The sequence below is a fragment of the Coprococcus eutactus genome (genome assembly GCF_025149915.1).
Taxonomy (GTDB): domain Bacteria; phylum Bacillota; class Clostridia; order Lachnospirales; family Lachnospiraceae; genus Coprococcus; species Coprococcus eutactus.
The window spans coordinates 1,453,929-1,472,989 of record NZ_CP102278.1 but is presented as its reverse complement, the minus strand read 5'-3'; the positions used below and the strand labels follow the sequence as shown (position 1 = coordinate 1,472,989).

The 19,061-nt window shown below is 40.6% G+C and carries 19 protein-coding genes, 1 tRNA gene and 1 riboswitch; of the genes, 5 read left to right on the top strand and 15 right to left on the bottom strand.

Annotation, left to right across the window (positions count from 1 at the left end; all coding sequences use genetic code 11):
* Positions 1-36: 36 nt before the first annotated feature.
* From NQ536_RS06295 to NQ536_RS06260, 8 genes are all read right to left on the bottom strand, one after another.
* Positions 37-840: a GTP pyrophosphokinase gene (locus NQ536_RS06295; RefSeq protein WP_004851053.1), complete on the bottom strand. Its 804-nt coding sequence runs from the start codon at positions 838-840 to the stop codon at positions 37-39.
* Positions 841-902: 62 nt separating this feature from the next.
* Positions 903-1,724 carry a tetratricopeptide repeat protein gene (locus NQ536_RS06290; protein WP_044997988.1) on the bottom strand — a complete coding sequence of 274 codons (822 nt, stop codon included), beginning with the start codon at positions 1,722-1,724 and terminating at the stop codon, positions 903-905.
* Positions 1,725-1,916: 192 nt separating this feature from the next.
* Positions 1,917-3,095 (bottom strand): phosphoribosylaminoimidazolecarboxamide formyltransferase, encoded by a 1,179-nt coding sequence (locus NQ536_RS06285; protein WP_004851058.1) that lies wholly within the window; start codon positions 3,093-3,095, stop codon positions 1,917-1,919.
* 26 nt (positions 3,096-3,121) lie between these two features.
* Positions 3,122-3,835 (bottom strand): IMP cyclohydrolase, encoded by a 714-nt coding sequence (locus NQ536_RS06280; RefSeq protein WP_044998023.1) that lies wholly within the window; start codon positions 3,833-3,835, stop codon positions 3,122-3,124.
* Positions 3,836-3,928: 93 nt separating this feature from the next.
* A riboswitch (ZMP/ZTP riboswitch) is annotated at positions 3,929-4,025 on the bottom strand.
* A gap of 489 nt (positions 4,026-4,514) precedes the next feature.
* On the bottom strand, positions 4,515-4,670 hold the full coding sequence (locus NQ536_RS06275) for a FeoB-associated Cys-rich membrane protein (protein WP_004851061.1): 156 nt from the start codon (positions 4,668-4,670) through the stop codon (positions 4,515-4,517).
* Between the two features lie 171 nt (positions 4,671-4,841).
* Complete coding sequence (feoB, locus tag NQ536_RS06270) at positions 4,842-7,331, bottom strand: ferrous iron transporter B (RefSeq protein WP_004851063.1); 2,490 nt, start codon at positions 7,329-7,331, stop codon at positions 4,842-4,844.
* Positions 7,332-7,603: 272 nt separating this feature from the next.
* Entirely contained in the window at positions 7,604-7,825 is a 222-nt protein-coding gene (locus tag NQ536_RS06265; protein ID WP_004851065.1) for a FeoA family protein, read from the bottom strand.
* Between the two features lie 51 nt (positions 7,826-7,876).
* Complete coding sequence (locus NQ536_RS06260) at positions 7,877-8,086, bottom strand: FeoA family protein (RefSeq protein WP_004851067.1); 210 nt, start codon at positions 8,084-8,086, stop codon at positions 7,877-7,879.
* A 304-nt stretch (positions 8,087-8,390) separates the two neighbouring features.
* Between NQ536_RS06260 and NQ536_RS06255 the strand changes: the two genes are divergently transcribed.
* Complete coding sequence (locus tag NQ536_RS06255; protein WP_044997991.1) at positions 8,391-8,765, top strand: metal-dependent transcriptional regulator; 375 nt, start codon at positions 8,391-8,393, stop codon at positions 8,763-8,765.
* A 96-nt stretch (positions 8,766-8,861) separates the two neighbouring features.
* Here NQ536_RS06255 and NQ536_RS06250 read toward each other — a convergent pair whose 3' ends face one another.
* The 3 genes from NQ536_RS06250 to NQ536_RS06240 form a co-directional block, all read right to left on the bottom strand.
* Positions 8,862-9,764, bottom strand: coding sequence for a phosphatidylserine decarboxylase (locus NQ536_RS06250; protein ID WP_044998024.1), 903 nt, complete (start codon positions 9,762-9,764; stop codon positions 8,862-8,864).
* A 165-nt stretch (positions 9,765-9,929) separates the two neighbouring features.
* Positions 9,930-10,637, bottom strand: a complete 708-nt coding sequence (locus tag NQ536_RS06245) for a CDP-alcohol phosphatidyltransferase family protein (protein ID WP_004851074.1) — start codon at positions 10,635-10,637, stop codon at positions 9,930-9,932.
* A gap of 130 nt (positions 10,638-10,767) precedes the next feature.
* Positions 10,768-12,477: a S8 family peptidase gene (locus tag NQ536_RS06240; RefSeq protein ID WP_004851076.1), complete on the bottom strand. Its 1,710-nt coding sequence runs from the start codon at positions 12,475-12,477 to the stop codon at positions 10,768-10,770.
* A gap of 281 nt (positions 12,478-12,758) precedes the next feature.
* Between NQ536_RS06240 and NQ536_RS06235 the strand changes: the two genes are divergently transcribed.
* The 4 genes from NQ536_RS06235 (at position 12,759) to NQ536_RS06220 (ending at position 14,428) form a co-directional block, all read left to right on the top strand.
* Positions 12,759-13,217: a sigma-E processing peptidase SpoIIGA gene (locus tag NQ536_RS06235; RefSeq protein ID WP_004851078.1), complete on the top strand. Its 459-nt coding sequence runs from the start codon at positions 12,759-12,761 to the stop codon at positions 13,215-13,217.
* Positions 13,195-13,932 (top strand): RNA polymerase sporulation sigma factor SigE, encoded by a 738-nt coding sequence (sigE, locus tag NQ536_RS06230; RefSeq protein WP_004851080.1) that lies wholly within the window; start codon positions 13,195-13,197, stop codon positions 13,930-13,932. The genes NQ536_RS06235 and sigE overlap by 23 nt, the downstream gene beginning before the upstream one ends.
* A gap of 82 nt (positions 13,933-14,014) precedes the next feature.
* Positions 14,015-14,245 (top strand): hypothetical protein, encoded by a 231-nt coding sequence (locus tag NQ536_RS06225; RefSeq protein WP_227909653.1) that lies wholly within the window; start codon positions 14,015-14,017, stop codon positions 14,243-14,245.
* A 99-nt stretch (positions 14,246-14,344) separates the two neighbouring features.
* Positions 14,345-14,428: transfer RNA gene (locus tag NQ536_RS06220), tRNA-Leu, on the top strand.
* A gap of 105 nt (positions 14,429-14,533) precedes the next feature.
* On the opposite strand, the gene NQ536_RS06215 is transcribed toward NQ536_RS06220, so the two are convergent.
* From NQ536_RS06215 to NQ536_RS06200, 4 genes are all read right to left on the bottom strand, one after another.
* Entirely contained in the window at positions 14,534-15,415 is an 882-nt protein-coding gene (locus tag NQ536_RS06215; protein WP_004851084.1) for a class B sortase, read from the bottom strand.
* An 80-nt stretch (positions 15,416-15,495) separates the two neighbouring features.
* Positions 15,496-15,948 carry an NUDIX hydrolase gene (locus NQ536_RS06210; protein WP_044998029.1) on the bottom strand — a complete coding sequence of 151 codons (453 nt, stop codon included), beginning with the start codon at positions 15,946-15,948 and terminating at the stop codon, positions 15,496-15,498.
* 143 nt (positions 15,949-16,091) lie between these two features.
* Positions 16,092-17,546, bottom strand: coding sequence for a peptidoglycan D,D-transpeptidase FtsI family protein (locus NQ536_RS06205; protein ID WP_004851088.1), 1,455 nt, complete (start codon positions 17,544-17,546; stop codon positions 16,092-16,094).
* Positions 17,527-19,005, bottom strand: a complete 1,479-nt coding sequence (locus NQ536_RS06200) for an FtsW/RodA/SpoVE family cell cycle protein (protein ID WP_259805926.1) — start codon at positions 19,003-19,005, stop codon at positions 17,527-17,529. The genes NQ536_RS06205 and NQ536_RS06200 overlap by 20 nt, the downstream gene beginning before the upstream one ends.
* Positions 19,006-19,061: the final 56 nt, after the last annotated feature.

Sequence of the window (19,061 nt, the reverse complement as noted above, 5' to 3'; positions counted from 1 at the left end):
TCCAACTCCCTTTTATGTTTGCTGTCTTATCTATGTCTAGTTGATACTCTGAGCCTTGAATCCCTCCGCAATCAGGTCTAGCTGCTTTGCAAAATTCTCCAGCAGCTCCATGTCATCCTTCTGATATATGGAATAGAATTCATCCTGAATCTTTTGAATCTCACGCGGATTACCAACTTTATAAAGATTCTGTATATTGACTATTATCTCAGATACAATATTTGCCTTTATATTGAACGAATTCTGGGCATCCATTATCTCCCCACGGACATATGACATCTCTCTGTCCAGCGCCACGGTGGCATCCGCAGCATTTCTGAGTTTCACCCTAATGTCCTCCGGAATTCCCTTGCGGTATTTATACTGAAGTGAATGCTCAATTGTAGCCCAAAAATTCATCGCCATCGTTCTGATCTGTATCTCAGCCTGTATCGTGGTGCGCCCTGCAGCCGTATACACATCGTAGTCTAGAATTATATGATAGCTCTGATATCCACTCGCCTTGGCATTTGTTATATAGTCTTTTTCCTCTCTTATGCGCATATCCTGCCTGCCCCGTATGATATCTACCACTTTTCCTATATCCTCGGTGAACTGGCACATTATCCTTATACCAGCAATATCATCCATCTCCTCAACAATATGATCCATCTGAATATGCTTCTTCTGCAGTTTATCTATGATACTTGAAACGGTCTTCACTCTTCCCGTCACACTCTCTATAGGTGAATACATTCCCATGCTCTTATACTGCATGATTATATGATTAAACTTCACTAGAAGTTCATCAACCGCCTGCTCATAGGGAGACAAAATCTCCTTCCAAAGCTGAATCTCCATATAATTCCTCCCAAATCAATAAGTCATCCTGCCATGTCTGATGACATATGACACAATTCATATTACTGCTCAGATACTCTTGTGCTCAGGAATTCATATTCATTCTGTCCATCCTCATAATCAGGATATGTCTCCACCAGCTGTGAAGCAAGCTCGTAGGCCTGATCAAAATCAGAATTTTTCTCATAATATGCAACCTGAAGTAACATGAGTTCTTTTCTGTATACTGTATCGTCACATTCAAGTCCATTCTTAATATATGCAAGTGCCGACTCCATATCCCCATTGCTCAGATAATATGAGCCATACATGGCGTATACATATGAGTTAAATCCAAATGTCTGAACATACTTCTCATAGCTTGCAAACATATTCTCAGAATCATCGGTAACCGCATAACATGTTCCTATATACATATAAAGTTCCGGATAGGTATCAGCCTCCTTCAAAAGCACATCCAGAGCTCCTCCGTAATTACCATTTGAAAAATCATCAAGCGCACTGGCAAGATCCTTCAGATCGTTCACATTTGATCCTGAGAATGATGAATCGGTAAGTTCCTTATATGTGGCAGCAGCCTCAGCATACTGTGCACTCTTTAAGTATGCGTCTGCCATATAAAGTTTTATATTCTGATCCTTCTTTTCAGAAAACAGCTGATTCTCATTCAGTGCATCCTTGAATGATGTTATCGCCTCCTGATACGAGCCGCTCTCATAATATGTGACACCCTTATCATAATATTCATCCTTCTGTGAAATGATGGCAGATATGGCATATGCAATGAGCAGAACTGCCATGCACGAAAGTAAAACCACTCCTAAGATCAGTGGGTAATTGATTCTCTTTCGTTTCTTGAATATGCTGCGTTTACGTTTCGACATATGTAATCTCCTTTTTATGTTCTCTGTGAAGTGTGTTTTATTTATAGATATCTCTTCTTATACATCATTTTATATTATCACAATCAAACGATAAGATAAAGTAAAAAAGCGGCTTTACTGATTTTCACCAGCAAAACCGCTTTAATTTTATTTTAAAAACAAAATCTGTCACTCTCACCTTGCCCTGATATATTAGTGATGGAACAATCTGATTCCTGTAAATACCATGACCATATCATACTTGTCGGCACACTCGATAACAAGATCGTCACGAACTGATCCGCCCGGCTGTGCAATGTACTTGACACCACTCTTGTGAGCTCTCTCTATATTGTCTGAGAATGGGAAGAATGCATCTGATCCAAGGACAACATCTGTATTCTGCGCCAGCCATGCCTTCTTCTGCTCTGCTGTGAACACCTCTGGTTTAACCTTGAATCTCTTCTGCCACTCGCCTTCCTTAAGGACATCCTCGTACTCATCTCCCATGTATACGTCGATGGCATTGTCTCTGTCTGCTCTTCCAAGTCCATCAACGAACTGAAGTCCCATAACCTGTGGTGACTGACGGAGGAACCAGTTGTCTGCCTTCTGTCCGGCAAGTCTTGTACAGTGGATTCTTGACTGCTGTCCTGCTCCGATACCTATAGCCTGTCCACCCTTTACATAGCATACAGAATTTGACTGTGTATACTTGAGTGTGATGAGCGCGATCTTCATGTCAATCTCAGCCTGCTCTGGAAGCTCCTTGTTTGCTGTAACAAAGTTTGACAGGAGATTCTTGTCTATCTTGAGCTCATTTCTTCCCTGCTCAAATGTAACACCATATACCTGCTTTCTCTCTATCTCAGCAGGAACATAGTTCTCATCTATCTGGATGATGTTGTAATTTCCCTTCTTCTTTGCAAGGAGAAGCTCCATAGCCTCATCTGTGTATCCAGGAGCGATAACACCATCTGATACCTCTCTCTTGATAAGACGTGCTGTGTCTGCGTCACATACATCTGAGAGTGCAATGAAATCACCGAATGATGACATTCTGTCAGCGCCTCTTGCCCTTGCGTATGCACATGCAAGTGGTGAGAGCTCTCCGAGGTCATCTACCCAGTAGATCTTTGCAAGTGTATCGTTAAGTGGAAGTCCAACTGCAGCACCTGCTGGTGAAACATGCTTGAATGATGTTGCTGCTGGAAGCCCTGTTGCCGCCTTGAGTTCCTTTACAAGCTGCCATCCGTTGAATGCATCAAGGAAGTTGATGTATCCTGGCTTGCCATTTAAAACCTTGACAGGAAGATCACTGCCATCCTCCATATATATTCTTGAAGGCTTCTGATTTGGGTTACAACCATACTTTAACTGAATCTCGTTCATGATCAAATATCTCCTTTATTCTTTAATTACTTATTCTTATTCACGATCTTTGTCTCATACTCACCTGTTGCGATGTCAATATATCTGACGAACAGTGACACCTTGTTGTCATCATTGAGGCTGTTCCATACCTTGTCTGTGAACTCATCGATATCACCGGATATCTTAACCCACTTTGGCTCACCCTCAAAGCTTGGGAGCGGATTGCCATCGTGCATATATGTGTGAATGAAATGTCCCTCACCAGCTACAGGGTTCTCGTATGAGAATGTGTATCTGTTATTTGCTGCAGGGTTGCCATTGTTGCTCTTAAGTATGGACATTGAATAGTCGAACACGCCCTTCTTTATGTGCATAACGCCAGAGATTCTAGGTGTGTAGTTAGGGCCATCCGGCTCAAACTGTCTGCTTCTAAGCGACTGCTCAAATGTGAGTTCATCGTCAAGTCCGTCATATATAGTGTCTGTCTGATCGCCATTTGTAACGATAGTCTTGTTGCCAAGAACTCTTACAGGTGCATAGATGATAAGGCTTGGATCCTCAAGCTTTGAAGGATCAAATGCCTCTGTTCTGATGCCCTCACCCTCTGTCACAAATACTCTGTTACGGCTGTTTGAGCTTCTTCCCATGATGAAGTAAGCTGTAACTGCCTTCTTACCATCCTCTGACACGCCGATCACGATTCCACGTCCCGGATATGCATTTTCGCTAAGTTCCTTCTCAAGTGATAACATTTCCATTTCTGTTGTACCTCCATGTGTTTTCTCGTACCTGTGAGCTGATGCCATAAAGAAAACCGGCCACCTGCGCACACAAATACATGTCTTGATATATTTGCTTGCCCAGGCGGTCGGCTTGTCTTAACAGTACACTCCCTGTAGGTAATTCCTACCAGCCTTTCGGCCGTCTCCGCCAGTCGTGTACCAACATATTTTTATAATATAGTAAATCTTTTGTTATTTCAAGTACAATATACAACTTCTAAATTGATGAATCTGTACAAAATTTCCTCCATCCTGTCTTGGTTCATATACAATCAAAAATCCAGAAGATAATCTCATAATTGTTTCAAAGGACAAAGGATTTGATAGTGTAGTTCATTTTTGGTCTAACCGCGGATATAATAAATGTCGCAAAGCACCATCAATATTCCATAATTCAGGAATAATATTAAACGATGCTTTTTATAAGAGTTTATATCCGATAAAGGCAAATTTACAAAATGTATACAAACTATACATCGAAGAGTTTGGTCAAACTAAAGGCGATGAGTATTATAGGATCTATAAACCTTATGCAGAATTTCTACAAACAACATTCTAGTATTTAACAAAGCAAACAAAAAGAAGCCAGGGCAAAAAAATGTGCGCCGTAAAATTTTTACGACGCACATTCATTTTATACTACAACTATTATTTTTTAGAGCTTGTGACTACATCCGCCATGACAGCTCGAGCAGTCGCCACCACATATGTGTTTGCCCTTTTTTCTATCCTTAACCATACCTCTGACAATGAAGAACACCATCAGAACGATTATGGCTGCCACAATGATTGTACCAAGATACTCTGACATAAGTCACCACTCCTTTATTTTATATAGAGGAGACGCATTTAAATGCGCTTACTCGCGGCGTCTGCGTGCTTAATAATATGTCGTCAAACGAAGCTTGATGACATACGCGCACATCAGCGCGCTTCCTCTGAAGAATTCTTCCCTCTTACGCGGGTCCCTCCTTATGAAAAGTTAAGCGTTGAGGAACTCCTTGCTTGTCTTTACCTTCTTGTTTGGATCCGGACGCAGCAGCATGAAGAAGAACAGAACAACAAGTGCAATTGCTACTACTGACCATATACCGAATGAACAAGCTCCTGTGAAGAGACCGGCGATTCTGTATACAACAAGTGCTACAAGATAAGCAAATCCACACTGATATCCGATTGCAAACCAGAACCACTTAGCACTGTTCATCTCTCTCTTGATAGCACCCATAGCTGCGAAACATGGTGCGCAGAGAAGGTTAAATACAAGGAATGAGAATCCGCTTGCTGTTGTGAATGCACCTGCAAGTGCCTGGTAAACTGTACCGTCTCCACCGCCGTAGAGGATACCCATTGTACCAACGATGTTCTCCTTGGCAACAAGACCTGTGATAGATGCTACAGTTGCCTGCCAGTTGCCCCAGCCCTGTGGAACGAAGATCCATGCTATCGCATTACCGATCTTTGCAAGGATACTGTAATCAATCTGACTCTCATCAAGCATCTGGAATGAACCATCAACAAATCCAAAGTATGTTGTGAACCATACAGCGATTGTTGAAAGTGTGATTATCGTACCAGCCTTCTTGATGAATGACCAGCCACGCTCCCACATGCTTCTGAGTACAGAACCTACTGTTGGGATATGATAAGGTGGAAGCTCCATAACGAATGGTGATGGATCTCCGGCGAACATCTTTGTCTTTTTAAGTATTATACCAGAACATATAATTGCTGCAATACCAATAAAGTAAGCACTTGTTGCAACTATTGATGAACCACCAAATATAGCACCGGCGATCATGGCAATAAATGGAACCTTAGCACCACATGGTATAAATGTTGTTGTCATGACTGTCATACGACGGTCTTTCTCATTCTCAATCGTACGTGAAGCCATGATACCTGGCACACCACAACCTGTACCTACAAGGATAGGTATGAATGACTTTCCTGAGAGACCGAACTTTCTGAAGATACGGTCCATGATGAAGGCGATACGTGCCATATATCCACAGTACTCAAGGATTGCAAGTAATATGAACAGTACGAGCATCTGAGGTACGAAACCAAGTACCGCACCAACACCGGCTACAATACCATCGATGATAAGTCCGTGTAACCAGTCTGCACATCCGATCTTGTCAAGTCCTGTAGAGATAAGATCAGGGATTGAAGGAACAAATACGCCGTAATCAGCAGGATCGATCTCTGCCATCTGTGTCTCGTTGAAGTAATCAACTGCATCAAGATATGACATTGCATTTGTTGTCTCTTCATTAGCATTTGCAGGAACCTCTGAGTAGTAAACATCGATATCGTATGTATCAAGTGTCTCCTCATCTTCCATCTCATACTTAACACTTGCCTCTGTGTTTGTGTTTGCCTCGATGGCCGCCTTTGTGGCATCCACATCAACTGCATCCTCGTCATCTGTTACGAGTACGCCGTATGCATCGAGGGCTGTTGTTGCTGCATCATAGTCACCTGATGCATCCTCATAAGCTGAGCTTCCTATTCCAAAGAGATGGAAACCATCGCCGAACAGGTTATCATTTGTCCAGTCTGTGCACCATGCACCTACTGTTGACATTGCTATATAATATACGAGCCACATGATGAGTACAAATATAGGAAGTGCAAGGATACGGTTTGTTACAACACGGTCGATCTTATCTGATACTGTAAGCTTCTGTCCCTTAGCAGCCTTCTTTACACACTTGTCAATGATTGATGAAATATATGAATATCTCTCGCTTGTGATGATACTCTCTGTGTCATCATCGAAGTCATCCTCAAGCTTCTTGATCTCTGCTGAGCAGTCTGGAGCATTCTTCATCTGCTCTATGATCTTGCTGTCCTTCTCAATAAGCTTGATTGCGAAGAATCTCTTTCTATTCTCCTCCATGTCAAGCTTTGCGCTTACACTCTCGATTGCAGCTTCAACAGCCTCATCAAAGCTGTGAACTCTTGCATTTGCTGCCTTTGACTTTGCTGCAGCGATAGCCTTCTCCTTAACCTCATCAATACCTGTACCCTTGAGAGCTGAGATCTCAACAACCTCACATCCAAGAGCTTCCTTCAGGTTCTTGATGTTGATGGAATCACCGTTCTTCTTTACAAGATCCATCATGTTGACAGCCATGACAACGGGGATACCCAGCTCAATGAGCTGTGTTGAGAGATAAAGGTTTCTCTCTATGTTAGTACCATCAATTATGTTGATGATGGCATCAGGATATTCCTGAATAAGATAATTTCTGGCAACAACTTCCTCAAGAGTGTATGGAGAAAGTGAATAGATACCAGGAAGATCAGTTATGATAACATCCTTATTACCCTTAAGCTTACCTTCTTTCTTTTCAACTGTAACGCCAGGCCAGTTACCTACATACTGGTTTGCGCCAGTTAAAGCATTGAATAACGTTGTTTTACCGCAGTTAGGATTTCCTGCAAGTGCAATCTTTACTGACATTGTTTACCCTCTTTCCTATTGTATTGTGCAGACGCATTGAAAGGTGCTTGCGCACATCGTCTGCATGCTTCGCAATGTGTCATCAAGCGAAGCTTGATGACCTACACGCACATCAGTGCGTTTCCTCTGAAGGAATCATCCCACTAACGCGGGTCCCTCCTTACAAAAATATCTTCTTTGTAGGTGGCTCTATCACCAACCAACGCATTTTCACATTAGTCACTTCTATCATATGTTAGAAAATGCTAACGTAAGAACAAAAAAATATGCTGTTACTCTACCTCTATAATCTCAGCATCAGCTTTACGAATTGATAATTCATAGCCTCTTACAGTAACCTCTACAGGATCACCGAGAGGCGCAACCTTACGCACATAAACCTGTACACCTCTTGTGATGCCCATGTCCATGATACGTCTCTTTACAGGGCCTTCGCCTGCAATCTTTTTGACAGTCACAGTACTGCCAACCTTGACATCCTTTAATGTGCTCATGACATTACTCCTTTTACATACATTTCTCACCAATCAGAATCCTGTACATACCTATACCAGAATCTTGCTGGCCATATCCTTATCAATGGCAACTCGGGAATCCTTAATGTTGACAATAAGGTTTCCGGCATTCTCTGCCACGACAGTTACAACACTGCCTTCAACAAATCCTAGTTTTTCAAGAAACAGTCTTGTTTTCTCTCTTCCACCAACCTTTTTGATCACGTTAGCTTCTCCAGGTTTTGCAAATGTTAATGGCATAATTGCACCTCCTTAACTAGCAGTTAAAACCAATGATTTTCATATCGTGGTTAGTATATACTAACATCAATTAGATGTCAATAATATTAATTATTTTGGACTAATTGAATAAAACAAAACTTTTTTATTGAAAAAGTTATAATTTGATACATGACACGTTTCAATTATAAGTTTGATTATAAGTTTGAATAAAAAAACCGTTTATGATATAATTTTTTTATTGTTTGTCGGAAGAGTTTCTCGCTGTGATCCGGCGAGTTTTAATATAAAAATGTTTTTTGTAATATATAGGGGGTATATGAGTATGTTGACAACAAACGAATCCGTAGAAAACTATCTAGAGACTATTCTTGTTCTCAGCAAGGAGCTTCCTGTTGTCCGCGGAGTAGATATAGCCAACGAAACAGGATATAAAAAATCAAGCGTGAGCGTTGCAATGAAGAATCTCAGGGAGATGAATTACATATCAGTAAGTGATTCCGGATATATCTCTCTTACGGGGGCAGGAAAACGGATCGCTGAAATGATCTATGAAAGACATCAATTTCTTTCAAGCTGGTTCGCAAGTCTCGGTGTCTCCGAAGAGATAGCAACTGAGGATGCATGTAAGATTGAGCATGTAATCAGCCAGGAGACTTTTGATGCAATTAAAAGGCATGTCCACGGATCAGAAGAGTAACATTTAATTCTTTTCACATAAAACAACAAAACAGCCTGTGGTATGTATCTCAGAAATATTGTTCTGGCTCCTACATACCGCCGGCTGTTTTATAATTTATATATTATATTGACTGCTCTCTTTTTTATTTATATATCCGACAAGTTCTCCCTGTATGACCTTTGTCTCAACATGTCTGGCAGAGTTTTCCAAAATTCTGCCAAATGGCTCAACGGCATTCTTCTGAGTTAGAAGAATTATAGTGGATCCCCCAAAGGCAAAATTGCCTTTCTCCTGCCCCTTCATAACTCTGTGTCTTCTAACAAAGTGATTCTCGATCTTTCCAACGAGCAGAGCTCCGACCTCCATAAAAACGATAGTTCCGGCATCCCTTGTCTTAATTAGACAATACTCCCTGGTGTTCTCCTTGTATATCTTATAGTACTCGGAAGCTATAGGATTTACTGTGTGATATACACCATCTATTCTTCTGACTTCTGACTGTATACCATCCACATTATATATATATCTGTGATAATCATCTACACACAATCTGAAAAGCCATAACCTTCCGCCTTTATATCTCTGGGCCAGTTTCTTATCGCGAAGAAGCTGTTCAAGGCTGTACTGTGAATCTTTGATATTGAACTTTGCACTCGCCGTATCATATATATTGTATACTGTGAGCCTACCATCACACGGACTGACAAATCCGAACTCTGTATCATCCGTTATCCTTGCATCGGCAGTGATCTTTCTTTTAAAAAAGTCGTTATACGATTCAAACTCGTCAATGTTCTTCACACACTTTGACATATCAATGTTATTCTTCTTAATGAAAGGTCTGATGGCTATCTTTGAAACTGGTCTGTCCATAAGCCATCCGGAACATATCGATATCTCCGGCCGTATAAGAACTTTGAGAAGCATTCTTCCCGCTTTTGTTCCATATAATTTTCTGAGAAACTTATCCTGACTTGAAAGTCCATCAGATATATGTGATCTTTTGTACTTAGCCAAAGCAGATGAACTGCCCGTTCTTTTTAAGTTTACAAAATTCTTTTGTTTATTGTTTTTTGTTGTTTTATCCAGTTTATTATTCGTCATTTCGATTATCTTTAGCTTATCCCTTTTGCATATCCTGTCACTCTTTAATTTTTACCTCTGCATCACCTGCATATCAGATCATTGCATAATACCTCTGACATATGATAAAAATAAAAGAGGAACGTCTATTATATGTCTCTTTGCCATATATCTTATCAAAAGCCATACCACAGCAACAGCAACTATCACGATGATAACAGTCAGCTCTTTTGAAGTCGGCTTCGGAAATCTGAAATCTGTGATAAAGAGAATCATGGCAAGTATCATTATAATATGTAGTACTATAGGGAAATACTCCCCAAGCAAAGGCGAAGTAACATATACTATTGGAAGTCCAACAGCGATTGCTGTTATCGGCATACCATGGAAATACTTGCGTCCATCCGGAGCCTCAATGACCTCTGAATCATAATCATCGTTGTTCTTCTTTTCCTCAAGAACATTGTAATATGCAAGTCTGATCATTCCTGCAAGACAGTACAATACAAGAATAAACATTCCTAGTGGTGTATTCATTCCAGAATACCAGCATAACACAACAGGAAATACACCAAAGCTTATAAGATCACATAAGGAATCGATCTGGATTCCAAACCGTTTCTCATCCATAGTCCTGTCCTTCTTACGTCTTGCAACCTTGCCGTCAAATGCATCAAAAAGCCCGGAAAGAGCTAGACAAAGTATTCCTATGCTTAAATGTCCGCTAAAAGTAAAAAATAGGCCTGTTATTGATGATATCAGGCTCATATATGTCAAAATAACTGTATAATTATAAAATCCTACCATTGATATTCCTACTCCATCTCTTTTTCTGTTTAAAGACCGCGATATTGTAATTATACACATTTTTTTGACATAACTCTACTTTTTTTTAAAATATTAATTATCCTTCATCCTTCCACATATTTATGCAGATTCATAACCCTTCAAAACTCCGTTCAACACACAGCGTTCCCCACCCAACATATCTGTTCGGATACTGCCTGATCGTCTCTATTTGTCTCGCTCCCTTTATAAGCTGCGCTTTAAGCTTCTCCCCATACATAAAAGGATCATTTCCCCGTACTATTCCCCACTCCATGAGCAGTGCCGCAGCTCCAGACACAAATGCAGCAGATATAGATGTTCCATCTACCACTGTCAGATCACTTATTCCAGCCGCAGCCACGATGCCTACACCGGGAGCTGCAATATCAGGCTTTATTCTGTTGTCAGAGGTAAAGCCACGGCCAGAAAATCCTACAAATGCATCTCTGTTCTGATCATATGAGGCTGCTGATATTACACTCTGGGACGTTGCAGGTATAGTCAGTGAGCCAAATGCATTTGCACTCTCGAACTCAACTCTTCCCGTAATATATGCATCGCTTGGCAGATATGCATTATATGTCCCGTTGACTATGCTCTTTGGCATTATCCTCACCTTCCACACGCCCTCATCTATATATGTATCAGCCTGAAAAAAAATATATATAAGCTGCTGTACATTGAATGGCGTTGGTGGCTGATATATTCCATAAACGTGTGTACTGCCAAATCTTCCATTCGCCGGGAGCTGTCCCTCCGTCAGATACAACACAATATCATATGCTGGGCTATAGACCAGAACATCAAAATTATCTATATAATTTTTCCATATCTGGATGCCGAAGTTTCTAACGCCTCCTGTCACATCGATATTCAGGTCATCGAAACTGACATTTCCAAGTATACCACTGGTATGAAGTCTTTTATTGCCATCGTTTCCGGTTCCTGTTACAACATTTATTTTTGCCATTCTCGATACCACATCTATAAAATTCTCAAGCATCCCTGTTCCGTCGTGGGCGCCATAGTTGTTTCCATATGACAGATTTATAACCAAAGGAACATTTTCATTCATACTGTATCTCACAAGAAAATCTATGCCGAACATTATGCTTATGGTATCAGGAAATATTCCCTCAAGCCTCTGTTCAACCATGATCAAATCGGCCATTTTCGCAGCGCCCAGACTGCTACCGGCTGCTATCGATGTGACCTCAGCGCCGTGCGTGCTTATTACATCACCTGTATTTCTACCTTTAGCAATCAGCTCATCCAGTTCCTCTCTGTCATATATTCTTCCCATCATATATCTGTTTCCAGATTCGTTTTCGTAGTTCTGATTCTGGTTCCAGTATCTAAGCAGTCTGGTTCGCCCATCACGGCAGAATTCCTCGTTCCTGATATCAAGTCCACTGTCTATCACCCCTATACACACGCCATCACCGTACACTGGCATTACTCCCACCTGACTATCTGTCAGGCACGCGGCATATCTTGCATAAGTATTTTGCTCCGAAGCAGTGGTCCCTCTCTCTGCCCCATAACTGTAATAGCTCGCCTTATCGATATAGAGGATTCTCGGATCAAGCTGAAGATAATATATGTTATATGTGTATATCTTTATTACCGCAAATCCACCCAGGAGATATACCGATTCGTTGACAAGCGTTCCCTCCAAATCATCAATTTCACCGGAGTGTCTTATTATGAGAGTCCACTCATCTCTAGTTTTGTCATATCCTAGATAAAGATTGCTTCCGGGGGTATATGCATCAGAATTGATCGCCAGTTCAAGTTCCGGATTAATTTTTTCTCCCATCTAAACATTTCCCGTTTTTTATTATTATATTTCGATAAATATAGCACTATGTCGTAAATTGTACTATATTTTCGCATATCTTGTAGTATTTTATAACTTTTCCACACTATCCACAGATTTATACACATTTTTCAAGGTTAACGTCGGCAATTGCAAAAACTAGCCACATTTTTATCAACATTTTAAAAATTCAATCGAAATATTGATGCTTCATTTATTTTAATCCGACCGTTTTCTTCCATATACAGGACTATAATGCGAAATGCACTACATAAAAAGAAGTGAGTTATTTGAAGATTCTGACAAATGTATTACTTGGCAGAAATTCTAACATCACACACGCTATCGGGTATATTGACACCGGAAATTCCCTGAAATGCAGTCTCACCAGAAGGTATGTTGCAGTGGCAAATTACGCTGTCATTGCCTCCCTCATCACATGTGATGAGGCGGCATTTGTAGACAGGTACATCAGGGATTGCGCGTCTATATACAAGGGAAATAAACCTATGCCTAAAGGAATGCACATCATTCCTTATAATACAATATGCGCAAACAACCAGCTTATGCTTGCCGTTGATGCCGATTTTATGTTCGTGGACGACAGGTATATAGAGAAAAAGCCGCTTATAGGAATAAGCCCTGCCACATTCAAGATACTACACACAGACAAATGCATCCTGCTAAATAAAAAATATATGAAAAGAGGCAAAAGACATGTTAAACACAATACGAGGTAATGACTTCAAATTCACGGTTGCCAGCAGCCTGTCTCTGTTGTCTATGAAGAACAACAGAGATGTACACTATATCGGAGGCGCGGAGATTCTCCCAGCTCCACTTGAGCCACACGAGGAAGCTATCGTTATAGACGAACTGACACAGAAACAGTCTGAGGAAGCAAAGAAAATGCTGATAGAACGCAATCTCAGACTTGTGGTATACATAGCCCGCAAATTCGACAACACAGGAGTCGGCATTGAGGACCTGATATCAATAGGTACAATCGGACTAATCAAAGCCATAAACACATTTAAAAATGATAAAAATATAAAGCTGGCCACATATGCTTCAAGATGTATTGAGAACGAGATACTCATGTTCCTGCGGCGCAACAACAGACTCAGAACCGAGGTTTCAATTGATGAACCACTCAACGTAGACTGGGACGGCAACGAACTACTGCTTTCCGATATTCTAGGCACGGACGAAGACATTGTATACAGGGATCTAGAAACCGAGGTCGATCACAATCTCCTTGATGCCGCAATATCGAAACTTGGTGAAAAAGAGCGCACCATAATAGAACTAAGGTATGGCATAAACACAATAGGAGGAGTTGAGAAAACCCAGAAGGAGGTAGCTGACATTCTCGGCATATCCCAGTCCTACATATCAAGACTTGAAAAAAAGATCATCAAAAAGCTGCGTCGTGAGATCATGAAGAATTACTGATCTGTCCCGATATTGTAAGCCTCCTTTCCGTATGATATTATAATACACAAATGACCTTATATATTATATGTATACAAAGGAGATGTTTGGATTGATCAGCGGGAAAGTAAAAAAACAGATAAATGCAGCAATCAATGAACTCGACATGAATCTGTCAAACAACTATAAAGATCTTGCACACAAGGCACTTAAGGATCTTGACATACTTGTAAACCAATTGCATGATGACGGAAGCTTGAAGGAAAAGGATTTTCAAAAGCTTTCTCTCAAAGTTGAAGATTACAAAAAACGTATGGCTGGATATCACCACTGATTTGAGCTTACCATAAGTATTCAGACTGCATTTCGATATGCCGACGATATTTGTTGACACTGCCAAATGCATGTGTTAAGATAACAAATGTCGTGAAAAGCCGGCTTGTCGGAATTGGCAGACGAGGCAGACTCAAAATCTGTTGGTGGCAACACCGTGCGGGTTCAAGTCCCGCAGCCGGCACGAAAAATCCCACATATCAAAGAGATGTATATTCATCCTGATATGTGGGATTTTTATTTGTGTTAAAGCCGCCTCTAAGCCTGTACTTGAACACATCGATCTTTCTCACTTATCTTTCTCATTTATCTTTCTCGCAACAACAACAAATCTTCCATCCTCCACGTGTGACGCACACGTGGAAAGTGTTATGAGTTCATCCCCATACTCTGGTGTTATCCCTGTATCATACGGGGAATTCTGTTTCACAAAATCAATAAACTCGTCAAACTCCTCATTGTCTGCAGCGTCAAAAAACTCATAGTAATGAAAATGATCCGTGTCATCAGATGGATATATCTCTGCTCTGAATGCACCAACGACCTCATATCTTCCGGTCTCATATATCGTGTCGAACTTAATTATGTTATGACTTTTACAAAAATCCTTATCCTCATACTGAAGAAGTTCCCTGAACATTATTCCAGATTTCATATTATGCCCATATATCAACACATTTGTTGTTCTGTTGTCGAATGGTCTGCAGTTTTCATCTATAAATGGGGTACCCGGATCACTCCAGTTCTTGTCAAAATCCAAATGTAGATAATATTCATTATCCCCTGGTGTATACATGACAGGATAATCTATTGTTGTATCATCGATCTTGAGCCATCCTGCGATGTCATTGTTTTTCTCGTACAATTTCTTGTATTTCTTTAAAATGGTCAACTCTCCGTCAGCGGTCTTATATGACTTATTGTCACCAGTTCCGGAATCATAGTCATCCTCGGGATCATCTATGTCCATCAGGGATTTCAGATCATCGAAATTGCTCTGCGCTGTCTTTGCTATATAATAATACCTCGCCAGATAACCTCCGCTGCCGAGGGCGACGAGAAGCAACAAAACAATGATCACATCAAGGATCCTGTCCTTGAATGTCTTCTTTCTTTTTCCAGACTTCTTTTTAATATTCTTATCTTCCACTCCATTTGCATCTTCTGCCATCTGTAGCTCCTTTTTATATTATCACTAAAAACACAAAAGGCCTCTGTATATATATCTATACATACAAAAGCCCTTTGTTACTAATAATACTTCTTGTTTCCCCACAGATTCTTTTTCTTCAAATCCACGTACTCTGAATACGCCTGCTCAAGTATCTGCTTCTCATTTGGAAATTTTAGAAGGTGGTAGGCTTCATGGTACTTGTAGTAACCAGAATCAACAAAGTACTCTTCCCTCTGTGGCTTACTATAATAACTGTCTGCCATCATCAGATACCAGTGAACATCTTTGTTAACCACATCAAATGCCGTGTTAAATGTATAATTGCTCTTTCCGACATACTTGATGATAGATGCGCTTACACCTGTTTCTTCTTTCACTTCCCTAAGAGCTGTCTCGTCATGCTCCTCGCCTTTCTCGACCGTCCCCTTGGGGAGAACCCAGCCTTCGTATTTGTTCTTGTAATTCTTGTACAATAACAATACTTTTCCTCTGAAGATTACCACACCTCCACAGCTTGTTGCCTCAATCACTGCAAAACCTCCTGTTTTCTCTGGTGTGTAACCCAGATTCACTGCCACATGCAGCTTCTCTGTTTACTATGGCATTTAAAACTTGAAAACAGTATATCATATGTGTTCACATTTTTAAAGTAAATACAAATCTTTATAAATTTTTAATTCTTAACACTGTAATAGTATGCATCAAATATCTGCCTTGCAATATATTTGGCTGATGCTCCGGTATTGCTCGCATTTTCAACTATAACGCACACAACTATATCCGGATCGTCAACATTTGAGAAACCTACAAACCATGAATGGGAATCCATATTATCGTTAAACTCTGCTGTACCAGTCTTTCCCGCAATCGTATATGATGCATCCGCAAATGCATCCGATGCGGTACCATATGACGTAACACCAAGCATAAGATCCTTAAGTATCTTCGCATCCGACGAGGAAATAATCTTGCCATAAGTGCTTGGCTTGAATGTCTTCACTAGATCTCCATCCGTATTTTCTATACTGTCGATCATGTAAGGAGACATCATCACACCGCCGTTTGCTATGGTGCTCATGATCATGGCACTGTGTAGAGGTGTTATAAGTGTATCTCCTTGTCCTATAGCTGTCTGCGGTATCTCAGAGTCATCTGATGATGCACTCAGCTTAAATTCAGACTTTCTATAATATCCATCATACGGAAGATCCTTGTTAAATAAAAACTTTTCACAAAGATCACGATACGACTGTTTATTGAGCTTCATTCCAATATTTGCAAATGAAGTGTTACAGGATCTAGCAAGTGAATCGGCCAGATCAACGGTATCATGAACCGCATAGTCTGAGCAGTGTATCTGAACACCATCAAATATGTCCTCCCCCTCACAGACATAGGAGTATTTCTTGTAATTTGGATTCTCATTGATGTACTCAAGTGCTGTGAGCACCTTGAATGTTGATCCAGGCGGATATAAGCCCTGTGTAGCTCTGTTCAAAAGGCATGAACTGTCCGTGTCCTGTGTTTCCTCTATAACATCATCTATATAATTCGGATCAAAATCAGGCTTTGAAACCATGGTCAGGATCTTGCCAGTGGAAGGTTCCATAACCACCACTGCGCCATCATTGTAGCCCAGCGCATCATATGCCGTGCTCTGAAGCGTGTAGTTAAGAGTGCTTATAACATTGTTTCCTATACTCTTTTCATCCTTCAGCTTGTTATATGTCTTGGTAATTATATTCTGATTAGACGCAAGAAGATAATATGCCGAATTCATCTCCAGCCCTGCCTGTCCATTGCTGTCGTACCCAACCGCATGCGCAAACATATTTGCATATGGATAATTTCTGTACTCATTTCCATCGTCATCTGTGATCGTCTCAGCCAGGACATTTCCATCACTTGAGATTATGCTACCCTTCTTTACCTTCTCAGCATACAGGTTCTGACGATCATTGTATGAGTTGGCGATAAATGTCCTTGAGTCCCTGACTATGAACACGATTATATACGCAAACATACATATAAATATCAAAACAACAAAGTATGTTATAACGAGAACGGGAACATTTTTTTTCTCATTTGCACGCTTATCCAGGATTCCATCACTCGCCCCAGAATTCATCTGTGTCTGGCTGCTTTTTTCTGTCTGCATATCGCCTTGACTTCTTTTCACTGCCGCGCCTGTCCTGTTCACTTTTTTGCTGTCTGTTTTGTTTTTTTTCATCTTCGTCCCTGTACTGTGGGCGCTCTGTGACTTCCTGCTCTGCCCATCCTGACTGTACGGCTTTTTTCTGTCTGACATTCTTATCAACTCCACTGTTCTCTAATACACATATACCCTGAATAATTCCAAACATTATGAGCGTACTGACCACAGAGCTTACTCCGTAGCTGACTAGCGGCAGCGTGACTCCTGTAGACGGAATGAATTTCACTACACCGCCAACATTCAGGAATATCTGGAATATAAAGCATATTGTAAATCCAAAAGCTACATTTTTGTAAAAGGTATCTCTTATCTTCATAGAGATATTGATAAAATATATAAAGCAACTTAGATACATGAGGAGAAGACACAGTCCAAATATTACACCAAGCTCCTCGCATATCGCTGCAAATATAAAATCACTTGATACTACTGGTATTGATGTCGGCGATCCCTGACAAAGTCCCGATCCCTCAAAGCCACCTGACCCTATTGCAAAAAGACTCTGTGCCACCTGATATCCACTTCCGTCAATATATTTTAGCGGATTAAGCCAGGCATCGATTCTCATAGTTACATGACCGAAATGGCTCTTGAGCAACATATATCCAACTACTGCAACCACCGATCCGCCAATACCTCCACCTATGAGTATGATATGCTTTCCCGTTGCAAGATATAACATCATGACAAATACCATAAAGAATATGACCGCACCACCGAGGTCAGTCTCCGCAACGAGCACGAGCATGAAAAGTCCCGCAACACATATCGTCTTCGTCATATCCTTTAAATTCTTCGCCTTGAGGAATGAACTTGCAAGGAAAAATACAAATACTATCTTCACTATTTCCATAGGCTGCATCGATATTCCCGCAATGCTTATCCAGTTATTTGATCCGTATTTATCCACTCCAACATGTGGGATAAATACAGTAGCCAGAAATCCTATTCCGAAAATTGCATAAAATACATTCCAGTTACGCACCTGCGGAAACTTCATTATAAAAAGAGGTAGAAATGCCGTGACAACCAGCATGATCGTGGCGAATAAAAACTGTTTCTTTGCCAGATCAAAGTCAAGTCTTGTCAGCATCACGTATCCTATCAGAAGCAGGAATGACATATTGTTTGTGATGAGTCTCGATGACCCCTTGTAAATTGCGTGATATGAAACCATATAAATTATGGAAACTATCATCTGCACGATATAAAATACTATTATGCTTTTCTTTTCATAGTGAAGATACAATGTCAGATAACACAGAAAATGTATCATAAACACGTAAAATATCTGTACATTAAGCGCCTTTCTCTTGCGCTCAGCCGCAACCGGCTTGAGCACCGTAAAACACTTGACTGTATACAGCACCATAAAAAATATAATAAGATATTTTGCTATCTCACTTATAATCGTTACCATTCTCTCAC

What these genes read in the sequence shown, in the direction of transcription:
- NQ536_RS06280 (WP_044998023.1), bottom strand. Translation starts at nt 3,835, where the DNA reads ATGGAAATGTTATCACTTGAGAAGGAACTTAGCGAAAATGCATATCCG.
- NQ536_RS06275 (WP_004851061.1), bottom strand. Translation starts at nt 4,670, where the DNA reads ATGTCAGAGTATCTTGGTACAATCATTGTGGCAGCCATAATCGTTCTG.
- sigE (WP_004851080.1), top strand. Translation starts at nt 13,195, where the DNA reads ATGTTAAACACAATACGAGGTAATGACTTCAAATTCACGGTTGCCAGC.
- NQ536_RS06260 (WP_004851067.1), bottom strand. Translation starts at nt 8,086, where the DNA reads ATGCCATTAACATTTGCAAAACCTGGAGAAGCTAACGTGATCAAAAAG.
- NQ536_RS06255 (WP_044997991.1), top strand. Translation starts at nt 8,391, where the DNA reads ATGTTGACAACAAACGAATCCGTAGAAAACTATCTAGAGACTATTCTT.
- NQ536_RS06290 (WP_044997988.1), bottom strand. Translation starts at nt 1,724, where the DNA reads ATGTCGAAACGTAAACGCAGCATATTCAAGAAACGAAAGAGAATCAAT.
- NQ536_RS06200 (WP_259805926.1), bottom strand. Translation starts at nt 19,005, where the DNA reads ATGGTGCTGTATACAGTCAAGTGTTTTACGGTGCTCAAGCCGGTTGCG.
- NQ536_RS06205 (WP_004851088.1), bottom strand. Translation starts at nt 17,546, where the DNA reads ATGAATTCTGGGGCGAGTGATGGAATCCTGGATAAGCGTGCAAATGAG.
- NQ536_RS06295 (WP_004851053.1), bottom strand. Translation starts at nt 840, where the DNA reads ATGGAGATTCAGCTTTGGAAGGAGATTTTGTCTCCCTATGAGCAGGCG.
- NQ536_RS06245 (WP_004851074.1), bottom strand. Translation starts at nt 10,637, where the DNA reads ATGGTAGGATTTTATAATTATACAGTTATTTTGACATATATGAGCCTG.
- NQ536_RS06225 (WP_227909653.1), top strand. Translation starts at nt 14,015, where the DNA reads ATGTTTGGATTGATCAGCGGGAAAGTAAAAAAACAGATAAATGCAGCA.
- NQ536_RS06215 (WP_004851084.1), bottom strand. Translation starts at nt 15,415, where the DNA reads ATGGCAGAAGATGCAAATGGAGTGGAAGATAAGAATATTAAAAAGAAG.
- feoB (WP_004851063.1), bottom strand. Translation starts at nt 7,331, where the DNA reads ATGTCAGTAAAGATTGCACTTGCAGGAAATCCTAACTGCGGTAAAACA.
- NQ536_RS06240 (WP_004851076.1), bottom strand. Translation starts at nt 12,477, where the DNA reads ATGGGAGAAAAAATTAATCCGGAACTTGAACTGGCGATCAATTCTGAT.
- NQ536_RS06285 (WP_004851058.1), bottom strand. Translation starts at nt 3,095, where the DNA reads ATGAACGAGATTCAGTTAAAGTATGGTTGTAACCCAAATCAGAAGCCT.
- NQ536_RS06265 (WP_004851065.1), bottom strand. Translation starts at nt 7,825, where the DNA reads ATGAGCACATTAAAGGATGTCAAGGTTGGCAGTACTGTGACTGTCAAA.